Annotated in this window: 16 protein-coding genes; 9 read left to right on the top strand and 7 right to left on the bottom strand. The window is 61.1% G+C overall.

What is annotated here, in order from left to right:
* The first annotated feature begins 82 nt into the window (after positions 1 to 82).
* Positions 83 to 1,183 (top strand): nucleoid-associated protein, encoded by a 1,101-nt coding sequence (locus tag IE125_RS10150; RefSeq protein WP_189444546.1) that lies wholly within the window; start codon positions 83 to 85, stop codon positions 1,181 to 1,183.
* Positions 1,184 to 1,285: 102 nt separating this feature from the next.
* Here IE125_RS10150 and IE125_RS10145 read toward each other — a convergent pair whose 3' ends face one another.
* Positions 1,286 to 2,749: a catalase gene (locus IE125_RS10145; RefSeq protein WP_189444545.1), complete on the bottom strand. Its 1,464-nt coding sequence runs from the start codon at positions 2,747 to 2,749 to the stop codon at positions 1,286 to 1,288.
* Positions 2,750 to 3,310: 561 nt separating this feature from the next.
* On the opposite strand from IE125_RS10145, the gene IE125_RS10140 reads away from it, so the two are divergent.
* From IE125_RS10140 to cyoD, 4 genes are read left to right on the top strand one after another with little or no spacing between them, the layout of a single operon-like run.
* Positions 3,311 to 4,312 carry a cytochrome c oxidase subunit II gene (locus tag IE125_RS10140; RefSeq protein ID WP_189444544.1) on the top strand — a complete coding sequence of 334 codons (1,002 nt, stop codon included), beginning with the start codon at positions 3,311 to 3,313 and terminating at the stop codon, positions 4,310 to 4,312.
* Entirely contained in the window at positions 4,309 to 6,417 is a 2,109-nt protein-coding gene (locus IE125_RS10135; protein ID WP_189444543.1) for a cbb3-type cytochrome c oxidase subunit I, read from the top strand. Before IE125_RS10140 ends, IE125_RS10135 begins: the two co-directional genes overlap by 4 nt.
* A complete protein-coding gene (locus IE125_RS10130; RefSeq protein WP_189444542.1) occupies positions 6,414 to 7,037 on the top strand; it encodes a cytochrome c oxidase subunit 3 in 624 nt (207 codons plus the stop codon). Before IE125_RS10135 ends, IE125_RS10130 begins: the two co-directional genes overlap by 4 nt.
* Entirely contained in the window at positions 7,034 to 7,408 is a 375-nt protein-coding gene (cyoD, locus tag IE125_RS10125; RefSeq protein ID WP_189444541.1) for a cytochrome o ubiquinol oxidase subunit IV, read from the top strand. The genes IE125_RS10130 and cyoD overlap by 4 nt, the downstream gene beginning before the upstream one ends.
* Before the next feature lie 26 nt (positions 7,409 to 7,434).
* On the opposite strand, the gene IE125_RS10120 is transcribed toward cyoD, so the two are convergent.
* Complete coding sequence (locus IE125_RS10120) at positions 7,435 to 8,388, bottom strand: AraC family transcriptional regulator (protein WP_229809036.1); 954 nt, start codon at positions 8,386 to 8,388, stop codon at positions 7,435 to 7,437.
* Positions 8,389 to 8,665: 277 nt separating this feature from the next.
* Between IE125_RS10120 and IE125_RS10115 the strand changes: the two genes are divergently transcribed.
* Entirely contained in the window at positions 8,666 to 9,748 is a 1,083-nt protein-coding gene (locus IE125_RS10115) for an aldo/keto reductase (protein WP_189444540.1), read from the top strand.
* 114 nt (positions 9,749 to 9,862) lie between these two features.
* Here IE125_RS10115 and IE125_RS10110 read toward each other — a convergent pair whose 3' ends face one another.
* The 4 genes from IE125_RS10110 to yghU form a co-directional block, all read right to left on the bottom strand.
* Positions 9,863 to 10,048, bottom strand: coding sequence for a tautomerase family protein (locus IE125_RS10110; RefSeq protein WP_189444539.1), 186 nt, complete (start codon positions 10,046 to 10,048; stop codon positions 9,863 to 9,865).
* Between the two features lie 117 nt (positions 10,049 to 10,165).
* Complete coding sequence (gene solA / locus IE125_RS10105; RefSeq protein WP_189444538.1) at positions 10,166 to 11,320, bottom strand: N-methyl-L-tryptophan oxidase; 1,155 nt, start codon at positions 11,318 to 11,320, stop codon at positions 10,166 to 10,168.
* 33 nt (positions 11,321 to 11,353) lie between these two features.
* Positions 11,354 to 12,619 carry a dicarboxylate/amino acid:cation symporter gene (locus tag IE125_RS10100; RefSeq protein WP_189444537.1) on the bottom strand — a complete coding sequence of 422 codons (1,266 nt, stop codon included), beginning with the start codon at positions 12,617 to 12,619 and terminating at the stop codon, positions 11,354 to 11,356.
* Between the two features lie 93 nt (positions 12,620 to 12,712).
* Positions 12,713 to 13,567, bottom strand: coding sequence for a glutathione-dependent disulfide-bond oxidoreductase (gene yghU, locus IE125_RS10095; RefSeq protein ID WP_189444536.1), 855 nt, complete (start codon positions 13,565 to 13,567; stop codon positions 12,713 to 12,715).
* 244 nt (positions 13,568 to 13,811) lie between these two features.
* Between yghU and IE125_RS10090 the strand changes: the two genes are divergently transcribed.
* Together IE125_RS10090 and IE125_RS10085 are read left to right on the top strand one after the other, a co-directional pair.
* A complete protein-coding gene (locus IE125_RS10090) occupies positions 13,812 to 14,402 on the top strand; it encodes an NADPH-dependent FMN reductase (protein WP_189444535.1) in 591 nt (196 codons plus the stop codon).
* Positions 14,403 to 14,594: 192 nt separating this feature from the next.
* The gene (locus IE125_RS10085) at positions 14,595 to 15,815 is read left to right on the top strand and encodes an MFS transporter (RefSeq protein ID WP_189444534.1); all 1,221 of its coding nucleotides are present in this window, start codon (positions 14,595 to 14,597) and stop codon (positions 15,813 to 15,815) included.
* Positions 15,816 to 15,831: 16 nt separating this feature from the next.
* Here the strand turns inward: IE125_RS10085 and IE125_RS10080 are convergent, their stop codons facing one another.
* Positions 15,832 to 16,773: a LysR family transcriptional regulator gene (locus tag IE125_RS10080; RefSeq protein ID WP_189444533.1), complete on the bottom strand. Its 942-nt coding sequence runs from the start codon at positions 16,771 to 16,773 to the stop codon at positions 15,832 to 15,834.
* 120 nt (positions 16,774 to 16,893) lie between these two features.
* Between IE125_RS10080 and IE125_RS10075 the strand changes: the two genes are divergently transcribed.
* Positions 16,894 to 18,108: an MFS transporter gene (locus IE125_RS10075; protein ID WP_189444532.1), complete on the top strand. Its 1,215-nt coding sequence runs from the start codon at positions 16,894 to 16,896 to the stop codon at positions 18,106 to 18,108.
* Positions 18,109 to 18,116: the final 8 nt, after the last annotated feature.

The raw sequence follows: 18,116 nt of genomic DNA, 5'->3' as shown, positions 1-18,116 counted from the left end.
ATGTCTCCCCCGAAGCCCCGGCCCCTCGGTGGACGCCAGCAAACGCCGCCGAGCCTGTTTCCCCCAATCTCCGAGTTGAGCCATGCCGATCTTGCAAGCCTGCGCGCACCGCATCGACAAACAGGGCGACGAGCAGCCCGCCACGCTAATCCACGGTGAAGCCACAACGGGCAACGAGGCTGCCGAAGCGTTGCTGGCCAACTTCCACACCAGCTTCCATGGCAAACCCAAGGCATGGGGCCACTTTGTGAGTGGCACCGAAAACGTTGACAGTGCGGAACCTATCGAGAGTGAGGGGGACGCCGAGGAGGGAAGCAGCGAAGAGAGCCCCGACAGCGAAGAGAACGAGGGTTCCGGGACTGCGGGCGAGTCGCGCTTTGCCGATAAACTCGATCGTTATCGTCGTGGCGAATCCAACTTCAGCGACTTCACCCGCCAGGCGGCAGAACGTTTGCTGCCATTGATCGACGCTCACCTTTCCGTCGGTGGCCACTGGTGGTTCGTACACTATCGCCAGGGCGAGGCGGAATACCTGACGCTGGTGATGTTTCACCAGCGCGACGGTTTCGGATTCGATGACGCGCTCGAGATCGTGCCGGTGCGCCAGCTCAATCTCGGCCAGTTGATGCTGGCCGCACGCATCGATCTGACACAATGGCAGCGAGGTCAGTCGCGCCAATACATCACCTACGTTCAGGATCGCGGCAACAAGAAGCTGGTCGAAGGCTTTCGTGAGTGGCTCGGCTGTCAGGAAGGGATCAACGCTGGCGCCGAAACCCGGACCCTACTGAAAGCGTTCAGTGACTATGTGGAGAGCGAGGACCTTCCGGAAGAAGCAAGCCGGGAGAAGACCGAAACGCTGATCGACTACGCCAATGCCCAGGCCAAGAACGGCGAGCCGATCACCCTGGAAGCCTTGTCCGAGCTGGTCGATGAAGACAACCCCAAGGCGTTCTACGACCATATCCGCAACCAGGACTACGGACTCTCGCCTGAGATACCACCGGACAAGCGCACGATCCAGCAGTTCAAGCGCTTCACCGGACGCACCAGCGGCGTATCGATCAGTTTCGACTCACATCTGCTCGGCAACAGCATCGAGTACGACGACGACCGCGACCGCCTGATCATCAAGCAGGTGCCCAACCAGCTGAAAGACCAGATCAAGGAGCGCGGCCACTGAACAATCTGGCCTGAAACGACAACGGCCGCCTCGAAGGCGGCCGTTCTTTTAGCGTTATCGCTCAGTGGATATTGCTACCAGCGTGAGTCATTCACGAGGTCGTCACTTGCCGCGATTGGCTTTCACGCCCTCCTCGACACGCTTGCCGATGGTGGCGTCGACATTCTTCCAGTATTCGAAGACTCGCGAGAGCACCGGTTCCTCGACACCACCGGAGACGTGGCCAACGATGTTGTTGACGAGACGATCTCGCGCAGCGTCATCCATCACCTTGTTGACCAGGTCGTTGGCTTGGCTCCAGTCGTCGTCTTCCGGACGCAGGCTGTAGGCGGCACGAACGAACTCGCCATCTGCCTGCCAGGTCGCATCTTCCGGATAGCGCTCCGGGTCGGCCTTGGAACCGCCCTTGCTGTTCGGGGCGTAAACCGGGTCGCTCGCGTTGGTGATACGCATCCGTCCGCCCTTGCTGTAGCTGTGGAACGGACACTTGGGCGAGTTGACGGGAATATCCTTATAGTTGATCCCCAGGCGCGCGCGGTGAGCGTCGGCATAGGAGATCGTGCGTGCCAGCAGCATCTTGTCGGGCGAGAAACCGGTACCGGGTACGGCATTGTTGGGCTCGAATGCCGCCTGCTCGATTTCGGTGTGGAAATCGGTCGGGTTGCGATCCAGCATCATCTTGCCGACCTCGATCAGCGGATAGTCGCTGTGCGGCCAGATTTTGGTCAGATCGAACGGGTTGATGCGATAGGTCTTGGCGTCCTCGAACGGCATGATCTGCACGTGCAGCGTCCAGGTCGGATAGTCGCCGCGCTTGATCGCATCGAACAGATCCCGACGATGGTAGTCGGCATCACTGCCGGCCATCTCGTCAGCCTGCTCTTGCGTCATGCACTTGATGCCCTGATCGGTCTTGAAGTGATACTTGACCCAGAAGCGCTCACCCTCGGCATTGACCCACATGTAGGTGTGACTCGAATAGCCGTTCATGTGGCGCCAGGTCGCCGGGATACCGCGATCGCCCATCAGCCACGTGACCTGATGTGCCGATTCAGGCGCCAGCGTCCAGAAATCCCACTGCATGTCATGGTCGCGCAGGCCGTTGTCGGCGCGGCGCTTCTGCGAGTGGATGAAGTGCTGGAATTTCATCGGGTCGCGAACGAAGAAGACCGGCGTATTGTTCCCCACCATGTCGAAGTTGCCTTCTTCGGTGTAGAACTTGAGCGCGAAACCGCGCGGATCGCGCCAGGTATCCGGACTGCCCGACTCACCGGCCACGGTGGAGAATCGCGCGACCATCTCGGTCTTCTTACCGGGCTGGAGAAAATTCGCCTTGGTGTACCGGCTGACGTCATGGGTCACTTCGAAGTGACCAAAGGCCCCGCCCCCTTTGGCGTGCGGCTGGCGGTCAGGAATCATTTCGCGGTTGAACGCCGCCATCTGTTCCATCAGGTAGTGATCGTGCAGCACGATCGGCCCATTGGGCCCAACGGACAGCGAGTACTCTTCACTGGAAACCGGAATTCCGGCATCTGTCGTCGTCGGCTTGCGGTTGTCGCTAGTCACGGTGCTCTCTCCCTGGTTCTGCATTGCGACGCCTCATTCAGCGCCGCATTCGGTATCCTCGCGGCGATCCCCCTCGGCGTGGTCATCGCGAGAGCCCGACCGAACTCTTGCCGAATGTCGGATCAGGCCGTGTCAGGCTCGCGATTTGATCGCCTTCGATGCGCCAACCCCTCGACGACTGCGTTGGCAAAGCCGAAATGGCGCAACACAAGGTATAGATAGAAACAGGGGGGCGTGTCCAACGAGCCCAGGGACCACTTTTGGCCAATTGACGCCCTTTGAGCGATGAGGAGAAACCCTTGATTCACTGCGGGATTATCTCGAACCCGCGGCCCGCCTGACTTCAGCGATAGTCAATAACTCATGTCATTGGATTTCTGATAGTCATGGATAATGCTGACTATCGGAATATTTCATGGACATGGGCGCAATCACGGCCCGAAAAAAATCGGAACGAACTGCAACATTCGGAAATCGTTTCTATAGTAAGGATCGCAAGCAAGCTAACGGCATCGTGACACCCGATGCCTACTGAAACATGGACGTTTCACCGAGGTTACCGTGTCCTATATCACCGATCGCCCCAGGTCTCACCGGCCTGGCCAGCCTTCACGTATCTGGCCGTTATTCGCTTCGCCACTACTCATTGCGTTGAGCGGTTGTAGCGAACACCCGATTTCGTTTCTCGATCCTCAAGGCCCAATCGCGGCCGCGCAGCGTGAGCAGTTCTGGATGATCATCGGGTTGACGCTGATCGTCGTGTTACCCGTCCTCGTCCTGACGCCGTTGATCCTTGCCCGTTATCGCTACGGGAGGAACTCCGAATATCGCCCCCATTGGGCATTTTCCAAGATCGCCGATACGGCCATCTGGGGAGTTCCTTTCCTTGTTGTCATCGCGCTGGCCATCGTTGCCTGGAGGGGGACGGTATCCCTCGATCCCTACAAGCCCATCGACAGCAACAAGGCCCCGCTGCGCGTACAGGTGGTGGGATTCGATTGGAAATGGCTCTTCATCTACCCGGATCAGGGCGTCGCGACCGTCAACGATCTCGTCATTCCGACCCACCGGCCGATCTCTCTGCAGCTGACATCGGCGAGCGTCATGCAGGGTTTCTTCGTTCCGGCGCTCGGTAGTCAGGTCGACGTCATGAACCGCATGGTCACTCGGCTGCACCTGGAAGCCGATCAAGAGGGTGAATTCCCCGGTAAAAACATGCAGTACAACGGCAAAGGTTTCCATCTCCAACGATTCGCGACCCACGCGGTCGACGACGAGGCCTTTCAGCGCTTCGCGGACCGGACACGACGTTCAGGTAATGCGCTCGATGCCCATGTCCTCGACGCGCTCAACGAAAAGAGCACCGCAGCGCAGCTCACGCAGGAGATCGAGCCACAAAATGCGGTTTCGAAGCCGGCTGCTTTGAGATTCGGCAGCGTACCCCACGACCTTTTCCAAGCCATCGCGGACCATGAAACGCCGGACTGGTCGTCTCTGACATCGAAGGTCCCAGTATCTTCAGGCCCCGCAACACCCGACGACCGTGGGGAGAAGCAGCCATGAATCACGAAAGCCATTGGGTGTTGGGACGCTTGGACTGGAGCGCCCTGCCTTTCTGGGATGCACTGCAGCATCCCACGACCATGAATATCGTCAATGCCATCATCGCCAGTGGCGCTGGCGCCATGGTCATCCTCGGCGGTTTGATTGCCGCAGCAGCGCTGACATGGACGAAGCGCTGGCGCTGGCTGTGGTCGGAGTGGCTGACCAGCCCCGATCACAAGAAGATCGGCATCATGTTCATCGTCATCGCGCTGGTGATGCTGGCCCGCGCCGTGATCGAGGCGGTCTTCATGCGTCTGCAGCAGGCCGTAGGCCTGGACGGCGGCTTTCTGACAGCAGAGCATTTCGGTCAGCTGTTCACGACCCATGGCACGATCATGGTCTTTTTCATGGCCATGCCGTTTTTGACCGGCATCATCAACTACGTGATGCCGCTGCAGATCGGGACTCGGGACCTCTCTTTTCCCGTCATGAACACGATCAGCCTGGGTCTCACGGCCGCCGGCGCCGCGCTGGTCATGGTGTCACTGGTTCTGGCACCGTTCTCGACCGGTGGCTGGAGCGGTTATCCTTCGTTCACCGAGAGTGCCGCCAATCCGGGGGCCGGGGTCGACTACTGGATCTGGGCGGTCACACTCTCGACGCTCTCCTCGACGCTAACCGGCATCAATTTCGCAGTGACGATCTACAAAAAACGGGCACCGGGCATGACCTGGTTTCGGCTTCCGCTTTTCACCTGGACCGCCCTTTGCACTTCGATTCTGATGATTTTCGGGATGCCGCCGCTCACCGTCGCCACTGCACTGCTCGCGCTCGACCGGTATCTCGACTTTCATTTCTTCACCGCCGATCTCGGCGGCAACATGATGAATTACATCAACCTCTTCTGGGCATTTGGCCACCCCGAAGTGTACATACTGATTCTGCCGGCGTTCGGCATCTTCTCCGAGATTTTCTCGACCTTTTCCGGAAAGACGCTCTATGGCTATACGGCGCTGGTCATCGCGACACTCGCGATCGCCGTGCTGTCGTTCACGGTCTGGCTGCATCACTTCTTCACGATGGGACAGAGCGCACATATCAACGCCATCTTCGGCATCGCAACGATGCTTATCGGCGTGCCTACCGGGGTCAAGATCTACGACTGGATGTTGACGATGTTCCGCGGCCGCATCCGCTTTTCCGTTCCCATGATCTATGCGATCGGCTTCATCATGCTTTTCGTCCTGGGCGGATTGACTGGCGTCATTCTTGCCGTACCCAGCGTCGATTACCAGATCCATAACTCGCTATTTCTGGTGGCGCATTTCCACAATATGCTGATCCCTGGCCTGCTGTTCGGCATGCTGGCGGGCACGAATCTGTGGTTTCCAAAAGCGTTCGGCTTTCGGCTCGAGGAGCGCTGGGGCAGACGGGCGGCGTACTGCTGGATCGTGGGCTTCATGATGGCGTTCTTTCCGCTCTACGCGCTGGGCGTTCTCGGCATGCCGCGCCGCTCGGCGGCATTTTTCGAACCGACCTATCTGCCGTGGACGCTCATTGCCGGCATCGGCGCCATCGTCATCCTGGTCGCCATGCTGTTCTTGCTGCTCCAGCTCTGGGTGAGCGTGCGGGACCGGGAGCTCAATCGCGTGCCCGGGGGCGACCCCTGGGACGGCCGCAGTCTGGAGTGGTCGGTGTCATCTCCGCCGCCGGAGTACAACTTTCCCGTCATTCCCGAAATTCACGGTCGAGATGCCTACATGCGTCAGAAAGAAAGCGGCGGCGGTGCCCATCCGCGCCCGGATGACTATACCGACATCACGATGCCGGCCAATACGGCCATGGGCGCGATCATCGGCATGACAGGGTTTCTGATGGCCTTCGGGCTGACCTGGTACGAGTGGTGGCTGGTGATGGCAGCGGGTGGCGCAACCCTCGTGGCACTGGTAGCCAGAGGCTTTACTCGGCAGCGGACACGCACGATCACGGCCGCGGAAGTTCACCGCCAGCACGATACCTGGCTTCGGGAACTCGCCTCTCTGCGACCCGTGACGCGCGCCGAAGAACAATCTTCAGCCAACCGTGGCCTGCCCGCCTCTCCCGTCGAAGGAGCCGTCCAATGAACTCGACGTCGACCCGACATCCGGGCCTGAATCTGGGTCATGCACATGGCGAGGCCCACGAAGCCAGCGAAGAACTCGTCTTCGGCTTCTGGGTCTTCATGATGAGCGATCTGATCATCTTCGGTCTGCTGTTCGCCACTTACATTACCATGCTCGGTGGGACAGCCGGCGGCCCCGGCCCACACGAACTGTTCGAACTGAAGAGTGCCTTCATCGAAACGATGCTGCTGTTGATCAGTAGCTTCACGTTCGGCATGGCATCCTTAGCCCTGAAATATCGTAGCGATCGCAAGGTTCTCGTCGGCTGGTTGGTGGTGACACTATTACTGGGCCTCGGCTTTATCGCCCACGAGCTCTATGACTTTCACAAGATGTTCAGCGAAGGCGGCGTTCCCAGTCGCAGTGGTTTTCTTTCTGCCTTCTTCGCGCTGGTTCCCCTCCATGGCCTTCACGTAACCGGCGCCTGTATCTGGCTGGTCGCGCTACTCGGTCAGATCGCCGTCCATGGGCTCGATACACCGACCAAGACAGGGCTGATGCGGCTAGCCATTCTCTGGCATTTCCTCGATGTGGTGTGGATCGGCATTTTCTCGATCGTCTATCTCGGAGGAATCGCATGAACCAACACACCGTCTCATCCCGCTCGACGCACCGCTCCGACGCGGACGAAACCGCCCATACCAAGCGAGCCGAGCAGCGCACTTACTTGTGGGGCTTCGGTCTGGCGCTGATATTGACGCTGATCCCATTCGGGCTGGTGGCGTTCGGTTCGCTATCGGCGGGTACGATCTATATAGTGATTGGCGCCTGCGCAATCTTGCAGGTCGTCGTTCACTTCCGCTTCTTCCTGCATATCACGCTGGCTCGCAATAAGCGTGAAGATCTTCAATTGATTCTGTTCACCGTTCTGATTTTGACGATCATGGTGGGCGGCACCCTATGGATACTCTTCAACCTTTACTACCGTATGATGCCTGACATGCTGCCTTGAAAACCGTTGCGCGTCGCCGAGGCGAGCTAACGCCCCTGCCGCCACTGCTTGCGATCCTGCTGCGGAGAGAGGCCGAAAAAGCGCCGGTATTCGCGACTGAACTGTGAGGGGCTTTCGTAGCCGACGCGCTGCGCAGTCAGCGTGACTTCGAGATCATCGGCCAGCAGCAGCCGCCTCGCCTCTTGCAGTCGCAGCTGCTTCTGGAACTGCAGCGGGCTCATCGCCGTCACGGCCTTGAAGTGGTGATGTAGCGAAGAAACGCTCATGTGGACCTCGTTGGCCAGCGTCGCAATCGTCAGCGGCTCGACATAGCGTTCGCGAAGCAGACGCACGGCATCGATGATCCGACGCGTCTGGCTATCGCGAGTCGCGACCTGACGCAGACGCGCCCCCTGCTCGCCGCGCAGCAGACGGTAAAAAATTTCTCGCCGGATCATCGGCGCGAGAATCGGTATATCTTCCGGTGTTTCGAGCAGTCTGAGCAGACGAACGGTGGGCTCCAGCAGCGACGCCCCCAGTGGACTCACGCTCAGTCCCCGCGAGACATCCTCGCCGTCCGCGACCGGCAGGTTCGGGTCGCGAATGAGTTCTCCCAGACAATCGACATCCAGATCCAGCCGCAGCCCGAGATAGGGTTGATCCCGGCTAGCTTCGGCAACCTCCGCCAGCACCGGCATGTCCACCGAGGTCAGCAGCAGATTCATCGGATCGTACTCATAGATCTCTTCACCGACCGACAGCCGCTTTCGGCCCTGCGCGATCACACTGAAGACAGGATCGTGAATCACATGTCGCGGTGGCTGAGGCGTATCGAAGCGATTGATGAAGAGACCGCCAATGGCTGTCGGCAGTTTGCCCTGCCGCCCTACTGTCAGACGATCGAGCAAGTCGACCAGCTCCCGCTGCAGCGAGGTTGACGGCGCCGACTCCCCATCGAGACGCCTTGGAAGCGATGTCACGTTACTACTGCTCGATATCATGATCCATGGCTCCTCCCGGCAGATCGAGTCTTAGCTTAGCGACAACGGGAAAAGTTATAAATTCCTTAAACGTATCTCGGACTATCGAGCAAACATCCGACGGGATCGGGCCAATTCACTGCCTCCCCTTCACCCATACTGCATGTCACGGTCGCCATGTCTGTTTCGCTCGATTTGTCGCTCTCGAGCCCGCTGACACCACGGCATGACGTTTTCCATCGATGAGGCTCACAGACCCAGCTCTTTGAGCCGACCCACGCACTCGAAAGGAGCCAACATGCGTTACAACACACTCGGCAATACTGGACTATTCGTCTCCGAACTTTGCCTCGGCACCATGACCTTTGGCGGCGATGGCGACATGTGGCGCCAGATCGGCGATCTTCAGCAGGCCGACGCCGAGAAGCTGATCGCCCGAGCGCTGGATTCGGGTATCAACTTCATCGACACTGCCGATGTCTACTCACAGGGACAGTCCGAAATCATTACCGGGCAGGCATTGAAGAACCTGAAGGTGCCGCGTGACGACGTCGTCGTTGCGACCAAGGTCTTCGGCCCCACCGGCACCAATAATCCCTATCCGGTAGACAAGAATCAGTTTCAGGGCGTCAACAATCGCGGCGCGTCGCGATTCCATATCATGGAAGGAATCAAAGCGAGCCTGAAACGTCTCCAGCTCGATCATATCGACCTCTACCAGATTCACGGATTCGACCCCGCGACGCCGATCGAAGAGACCGTACGCGCACTGCACACGCTGGTCGAGCACGGCCACGTGCGCTACGTCGGTGTTTCCAATTGGGCCGCCTGGCAGATCATGAAAGCGCTCGGCATTGCCGATCGCAACGGCTGGCACCGCTTCGAGTCGCTGCAGGCCCACTACACGCTCGCCGGGCGCGACCTCGAGCGCGAACTGGTACCCATGCTGGAGAGCGAAAACATCGGATTGATGGTCTGGAGCCCGCTGGCGGGCGGCCTGCTCAGTGGCAAGTACACGCGAGATGGCGAAGCGCAGACTGGCAGTCGCCGTGCGACGTTCGATTTCCCGCCCGTGAATCGTGAGCGTGGTTTCGACTGCATCGAGGTGATGCAAGAGATTGCCGAGGCCAAAGGCGTGTCGGTCGCGCAGATTGCGCTAGCTTGGCTTCTGCACCAGCGGTCCGTTACCAGCGTCATCGTCGGCGCCAAACGAATCGAACAACTCGAGGACAACATTGCCTCCACCAAGGTTGAGCTCAGCCACGACGAATTGGCACGCCTCGACGCGGTCAGCGCCCTGCCCGCCGAATATCCAGGCTGGATGCTCGAGCGTCAGGGCGATTATCGGCGCCAGCAGCTGGCGCAGTCCCTGAAGCGCTAGCGCCGGTCGGTTGCTCGAACTCAAACCTGACGGCCGCGTCACCGCCGAGTGACGCGGCGGATCTGGATGCGCAATTCGAATGGCGATGCAGAACTCGAAGCTCGATTTAACGGTCTAGCGTTCGCTGAACAGTATTCCGCCCTTCGATTTAGCATCCGCCTTCGACTCCACGATCTGCACCGTGACCTGCTCGGGCTTGACGTCCAATGATTCGACGACGGCCTGAGTGGTCTTCTGCAACAGCGCTTTTTTCTGGTCCGGGGTGCGGCCCTCGACCATGTGAATCAGGACTTCAGGCATGACGGTTTCCTTTATCGAGAAGTGGGAGAACAAGCGGTAACGGACATCAACGATGGTACCTCTCCATCACTACGCTACCTCTCTCTCACTGTAGTCGAAGCGCTGCCAACGGCTCGGCTATCCCCGCGCGAGGCGACGCCGCGCAAATGCGCCCAGTGACGATGTCGATGTTCCCGTCTCCAGCCATCGGCCCAGCGCTTCGCCCATGGCGCTGGCGAACTTGAAACCGTGCCCCGAGAAGCCGCCGGCCACGATCAGTCCCGGCAACGGTTCATCGATCAGAAAGTCTTCGTCAGGCGTCCGGATGTACTGGCAAACCGCACCGTGTTTGAGCCGCCCGACACCCGGCAGATACCGGTCGACGACCTGCTGGAGCTCGGAAAGGTCGTCGCTGTGGTCGCCAAACGCCTGCATCGGCTCGCCGGGGTCGAGCGGCTGGCCGCTATCGTGACGACCGATTTTGAAACCGGCGCCGTCGATATCGGGAAAGCCGTAATAAACGCCGAGCTCGAGGTCGGTGAGGCTGAAACCGGGAAAGCGCTCGACCGAATAGCGCTCATCGGCCTCGAACCAGGCAAAAGTCTTGCGCACACGGGTCAGCGGCAGTTCGATGCCGAGCGGGGCCACCAGCGGCGCCAGATGTTGACCCGCTGCAATCAGCACGCGTTCGGTGCAGAAGCGCCGTCCATCCGCACAGATGGCTACATATCCCCCCGCCTCGCGCGACTCTAGCCTGACGATACGAGCACCGGTCGTCAGCGTGACGTCTCGACTTCGACCCACCCTCTCGCGCCAGCGCGTGAGGATCCGCTCGACGCGCAATACGCCCGCGCGGCTCTCGAACGCACCGGTTATATCCGGGGCCAAATTCCAGCCCGGCCAGCGTCGGCTGACCGCTTCGCCATCGAGGACGTCGAGCGGCAAGTCGAACTGGTTTGCACTGGCCTCTACCTGCCGAATGAACGGCGCCGAGGCCGGCCCCAGATTGAGCACGCCGGTGGGAAGAAACAGCGATTCGCCAGTCTCATGCTCGAGCTCGAGCCAGCGTTCATACGCCCGCTGAGCCAGACCGACGTAGCCTGCGCCTTCACCGTAGGCGAGACGAATCAGGCGCGTCTCGCCGTGATGCGCGCCCTGGTCGTGCGGCGGGCTGTGGGCGTCCAGCACCCGGACGGATTGGCCGCCGCGCTGTGCCGCCAGATAATCGGCGACCGCCAGCCCCATGCTGCCGCCGCCGATGATGAGTCGATCGGAGTGTGTCGCGTCGTTCATGATTCGAATCGCTTATCCGTCCTTGCCTGTCGCTCACGCGTTACCGGCATTGGCCGAGCCCTCGCGAGCCGCTTCATTATCGAAGCGCTCGCCTTCGCTACGCGCGATGACCGCCGTGCCGGCCAGGTCGCCCGTCACGTTCAACGCAGTGCACCCCATGCCGACCAGCGCGTCGATTGACGTAAGCAAAGCCACCGTTTCGATGGGCAGGCCCACCTGCGCGAAGACGGTGGCGATCATCACGATACCGGCACCAGGCACGCCGGCGGTACCAATGGACGTCAGCGTGCCGATAAGCACGATCTGCACCATGGTCATGAAGTCCAGCGGAACCCCGATCACATTGGCCGCAAAGACCGCCGAGATCGCGATGCGTATCGCTGCGCCATCCATGTTGATCGTTGCCCCGAGGGGCAGACTAAATCCGTAGAGGCTGCGCGAGATTCCGAGACGCCGTGCCGCATCCAGCGTCAGTGGCAAGGTTCCGGTGCTGCTCTGGGTGGCGAAGGCCGTTGCCATCGGTGTGCGCGCTTCGCGAAAGAACCTGCCCAGACGCACGCCGAACGCCCGCAGAATGCCGCCGTACAGGAGCAGGTGCACCGCCAGCGCCAAATAGAGCACCAGCACCATCGTGCCGAGCGAGAGAATCGTCTCCAGCCCCTGCCTGGCAACGGTCCCGGTCACGATGGCAAATACGCCAATCGGCACGTACTGCAGCACGCCAGCCATCACTGTCATGGTGACGGCGTTCAAGCCTTCGATCACGCCGTAAACCTTTTCCGCCATCGCTTGCTGCGGCCCCCCCTGGCGAAGCTTGAGCAGCGCAATGCCGAAGACGAAAGCGGTGAAGATGATGCCGAGCAAATTGGGTTCGGCCAGCGCCGCGACAATGTTGTCAGGCACCACGTTCAGCAGCACGCTGATGATGCCGGGGTTGTCCGGCACGTCCACGCTTAAGCTATCGTCGAGCGCCATGCCGCTCCCGGGCGAAAGCAACGAGGCTACGACCAGCCCGACCACGATCGCCATCGCCGAAGTCGCGACGTAGTAGACGAAGACCTTGCCGCCAACCCGCCCCATTCGACTCATATCAGCCTGGTTGATACCGACGATCAGCGTGAATAGCACGATGGGAACGATCACGAACTGCAGAAGCCGCAGCAGCAGGTCGCCCAATGGTGCCAGCCCGGCGGCCACGGTATCGCCCCCCATCAGCCCGACCACCACCCCGAGCACGAGCGCGACAGTGACACGTAAAATCAGAGAAGACTCGAGGTAGCCTCGAAGCAGGAATTTCATCGTCCGCTGCCTGAACAAGAAGAAAGAAGGAAGACACTTAGCCTAACGTAAAAGCCCGACTCGAGGCCGGGCTTCGATCACTGCGTCACGGACTCAACCACCCACCTTGTCCTGCGTCTTCGTCTCGAAGTCGCTGGCATCGTGGCGTTCGTGCAGCTGCATTGCCGGCTCGCCGAAAGTGCGGTTGACCATGCGCCCGCGCTGCACTGCCGGTCGCTCGTCAATCTCTTTTGCCCAGCGCATCACATGGGTGTAGCTGTTGGCGTCGATGAACTCCGCGGCATCGTAGAGTCGGCCGAGGACCAGTTGGCCGTACCAGGGCCAGACGGCGATATCGGCGATGGTGTACTCGTCGCCGGCAAGGTAACGATTATCGGCCAGGCGGCGATCGAGCACGTCGAGCTGACGCTTGGCTTCCATGGTGAAGCGGTCGATGGCGTATTCGATCTTCTCCGGCGCGTAGGCGTAGAAGTGGCCGAAACCGCCGCCCAGATAGGGGGCGCTGCCCATCTGCCAGAACAGCCAGTTTAGGGCCTCGACTCTTTTGGCGGGATCGGCCGGCAGGAAGGCGCCGAACTTTTCGGCGAGATGCAAAAGAATCGAGCCGGATTCGAATACGCGAATCGGTTCGTCGCCACTGTAATCCATCAGCGCGGGAATCTTGGAGTTCGGATTGATCTCGACGAAGCCGCTGCCGAACTGGTCGCCGTCACCGATCTTGATCAACCAGGCGTCGTACTCGGCACTCTTGCCGAGCGCCAGAAGCTCTTCGAACATCACGTTGACCTTGACCCCATTGGGCGTGGCCAGCGAATAGAGCTGAAACGGGTGCTTGCCGACCGGCAGAGCCTTGTCGTGGGTCGGCCCGGCCACCGGGCGGTTGATACTGGCGAACTGACCGCCGCTCTCTTTCGGTTCCCAGACCTTGGGTGGTGTGTAATCGCTCATGATCGGTTCTCCTCGCTCGACAACATCGCTTGTTGTGACTGTCGTTGAATCGGATATCAATGGGGATGAAAGATAGCGTGTTAAAGGTTGTGCAGCGAGCCGGAATGCAACCGGCAGTCGGCTCACCGTCCATTCGGCCGTCCCGTTCTCATCACCTATGCTTTCAATGCCCCTCCCCTACAGGCCTTTCTTGTTCGGGTCGGCCTTTCTCGTTCGGATGCGCCGCTGGCGTCAGGAGTCTTCCATGTCTGATCGCATTCTCGTCTTTTACGGTTCCTACCGCGTGGATCGGGCCGGCATCCGGCTCGCGGACTACGCCGTTCGTGCGCTGAATGAGCGCGGCTGCGACGCCGAGTTGATCGATGCCAAAGCGATCGACCTGCCAATGCTGGATCGCATGGCCAAGGAGTACGATGAGGGAACGGCGCCCGCTGCGATGAACAACTTGGCAGACAAGATTCGCAACGCCGATGGTTTCGTCTTCGTGGTAGGCGAGTACAACCGGGGCGTCCAGCCCGGTCTGAAGAATCTCACCGACCACTTTCTCGAAGAGTGGTACTGGCGCCCGGCCGGCATCGTCAGCTATTCGGCAGGACGCATGGGCGGCGCGCTCGCCGCGGAAGCCTGGCACGCCACGCTTTCGGAAATGGGCATGATCGTCATCTCCAGCCGAGTCAGTGTCGGCCAGATCACGCGTACACTGGATGAAAGCGGTATCCCCCTCGGCGATGGCGGCGCATCTTTCGCTCGCGCCTTCGACCGATTTGCCGCCGATCTCGGCTGGTGGACCGAGGCGGCGAAGGCCCATCGTGAGCGCCAGTCACCGCCATTCTGATACGCTTCTGATCGGCCACGATCTGCGTTAGCGGGCCTGGTGCACCTTGAGCTTTGCCGCATCAACGCCCGTATCGAGCAGGCCCGGGAGGCTTGCGCTTCTCGACAAGGAGTCATTCATCATTCCCCTATTCGATTGGATCGTCATCGCGCCTCATGTTCGCCGCGCAGTCCATTGTGGAGTCGGGGCGCCATGAGCGACAGGCGCCTTTTCCGTTCCCTGCGTCTCTACAACTTCCGCATCTGGGCCATGGGGGCCCTGGTCTCGAACATCGGCACCTGGATGCAGCGCGTGGCGCAGGATTGGCTGGTACTCACCGTACTGACCCACCACAACGCCAGCGCCGTCGGCATTACCATGGCACTGCAGTTCGGTCCGCAGATATTGCTGCTCCCGCTGACCGGATCGGCGGTCGACCGTTTCGACCGGCGCCGCCTGGTCATGATCTGTCAGGCCCTGCTTGGATTGCTGGCACTAGGTTTGGGCATCGTCACCATCACCGGGGTGGTCACCCTGCCTCAGGTCTATGCCTTTGCACTCGGTCTCGGCTGCGTCTCCGCCTTCGATGGTCCGGCGCGTCAGACCTTCGTCAACGATCTGGTCGGCGAGAAGCTGCTCGCCAACGCCGTGGCGCTCAACTCGACCTCTTTCAACGCCGCGCGAATGGTCGGACCGGCTATCGCCGGTCTGCTGATCGCCGCCGTCGGGACCGGCTGGGTCTTCCTGCTCAACGCCGCCTCGTTTGCCGCCGTTCTCGCCTCACTCTGCCTGCTGCGTGTCGGTGAGCTGCACCCCGCGACTCGCCCAGACCGCAAGGCGGGCGGGCTTCTAGAGGGGTTGCGCTACGTGTGGCGACGCCCGGATCTCAAGACGATGCTGCTGATGCTGTTCTTGATCGGCACGTTCGGATTCAACTTCCCGGTCTATATCTCGACCATGTCGGTCAAGGTGTTCGGCGGTGATGCCGGCCAATATGGGCTGCTCACCTCATGTCTGGCCGTCGGCTCGGTCACCGGCGCGCTGCTGGCTGCGCGACGCGAGAAGCCGGCAATACCCCTGTTAGGCGTGTCGACGTTGAGTTTCGGCGTGTTCTGCGCGCTGGCGGCCATCGCGCCCAACAAGCTGCTGTTCGCCATGGCGCTGGCGATGATCGGGCTGGCGGCACTCACCTTCATGACGGCTTCCAATGCGCTCATGCAGCTCGCCACCGACCCGGCCATGCGGGGGCGCGTGATGGCACTACGGATGGCAGTCGCGATGGGGGGCACGCCCATCGGCGGGCCGATCGTCGGCGCCATTGCCGACCACGCCGGTCCGCGCTGGGCAATGGCGGTGGCCGCCGTCGCCGGCCTGCTTGCCGCCAGTATTGCCGCGCTTCACCTGTTGCGGCGTGATGGCTCCTCGAGAGCCTGATCGGTAACCGCGAATCTCACGATGCGCCGCGCCGGCGCATCCCTGCCATGTCGGCACCATGATCCCGGATCAGATCGATGAAACGGCGCAGCCGCGGCGGCACGAAGCGACTGTAGGGATAGACGATATGCACCGGTAGCGGCGCGGCCTGCCAGTCAGGCACCAGTCTTGTCAGCCGCCCTGCCGCCAGATCGTCCTGCACCCGCCAAGCGGACACGATAGCCGCACCGAAGCCGGAGACCGCCAGCCGGCGCAGTGCACTCAGGTTGTCAGTCGAGACGCGCGGCGTGATGGGAAATCGGCAAGTGCGGCCGTCATCGATATGAGTCAATTCCACATGCTGTCGGTAGAAGGTTCGCAACGCGAGCCAGGGCAGCGGCGCTATCGCTTCCACGTTCGTAATCTCGAGGCCTTGAACGAGGGTCGGGGCGGCAACCAGGATCCGCGGCACCTCCGCGACCGGCAGCGCGACGACGGCGGGATCATCGACACGACCGACGCGGATGGCGCAGTCGATCCCCTCGGCGATGAAATCCGGGTAACGGTCGTGCAGTAGCCATTCGACGTCCACCTGGGGACACTCACGGAGATAATGCTCGAGCAGATCCAGCAGCTGCCCTTGCCCGAACGCATGCGGCACCACCACACGGAGCGTGCCGTGTGGCGTTTCCGTGAGCCCCTGCATCTCGTGATGCATCGACATCCAGCTTTCACAGACACCCTGAGCATGCTGGAAACAGCGCTCGCCATCGTTGGTCAAGCTCAGATGATGCGTAGAGCGCTGAACCAGTCGCAAGCCGAGCAGAGATTCCAGCGCCTTGAGCCGCCGACTGACCGTTGGCTGACTGATGCCGAGCCTGAGAGCAGCGGCCGACAGATTGCCCGTCTCCACGATCCGGATGAACGTCTGCAGCAATTCGAGCCGATCGGCACCAAGCCCCCGTGACACGTCAGACATTCATACGCACTCTGTATAACCATTGTGTATTTTACGCTACTACACGCGGCGGTCATGCACCAACAGAATATCTGTCACCCTTGCGGCAATTTCGCTCGCTCACCCACACCGAGACTCATCATGCCCCCATCATCTCACCATGAAGCCACCTCCTTATCGCGACGTCTGACGCTGCTGCTGGCAACCGGCACCGGTCTCACCGTGGCATCGCTCTACTATGCCCAGCCTTTGCTGGGCGTACTGGCTGCCGATATGCAGATACCCGCGCATACCGCGGGATTGATCCCGACGCTGACGCAGCTCGGCTATGCACTGGGCATCCTGCTGCTGATTCCACTAGGCGACCGCGTCGATCGCCGATGGTTGATTCTCGCCAAGGTCGCGGCCCTGAGCGTGGCCTTGTTCGCCACAGCGTTCGCGCCCTCGCTCGCCCTGCTGCTCGTCGCAAGCTTTGCCGTTGGTATCACGGCCAGCGCCGCGCAGGACATCGTGCCCGCCGCCACGCTGCTGGCCGATGATCGCGAACGTGGCAAGGTCGTCGGCTCGGTCATGTCGGGCCTGCTGCTTGGCATTCTGCTGTCGCTGGTGATAAGCGGTCTGGTCGCCCAGGTATTCGGCTGGCGTGCGATCTTCGGGTTGGCAGCGATCCTGGTCGCTCTCATCGGTGTTGCGCTTTGGCGCGGACTGCCGCACTTCACGCCTACGACGACGCTGCGCTATGGCCAGTTGCTGACAACGCTCTATCAGCTATGGCGAGATCACGCTGAACTCCGGCGCGCGGCCATCGCACAGGGATTTCTCAGTGTCGCGTTCAGCGCCTTCTGGGCGACGCTGTCGATCCATCTGTTCGACGCTTTCGGTCTCGGCAGTGCCATCGCCGGCACTTTCGGGCTGGCCGGCGCTGGCGGTGTCCTGGCGGCTCCGTTTGCGGGTCGCCTGGCCGACCGCATCGGGCCGCATCAGGTCACACGCATCGGCGCGGCGATCACCACGCTCGCGTTCCTGGCCATGGCAGCCGCCGACTGGCTGCCGCTAGCGGGCGCCCTGACCGTGCTGGCGCTGGGAGCGCTGCTGTTCAACTTCGGCCTGCAGTCGACACTTGTCGCCCACCAGTCGCTGATCTTCGGTCTCGATCCCGGCGCTCGCGGCCGCATCAACGCCGTGATGTTCAGCGTCGTATTCGTTGGTATGGCAGCGGGCTCCGCGCTCGGCGGCGCCGTGCTCGGGCAGTGGGGATGGCTCGGCGTGGTCGCGCTGGCGACAGCCGTCTCTCTCATCGCACTGCTGATTCGCCTCGCCGACCGGCGGGCGCCAGCACTCACCGTGAGCGAATAGCCGGCCCG

The organism is Salinicola rhizosphaerae (genome assembly GCF_014652715.1).
GTDB classification, from domain to species: domain Bacteria; phylum Pseudomonadota; class Gammaproteobacteria; order Pseudomonadales; family Halomonadaceae; genus Salinicola; species Salinicola rhizosphaerae.
This window is presented reverse-complemented; position numbering and strand designations above follow the sequence as displayed.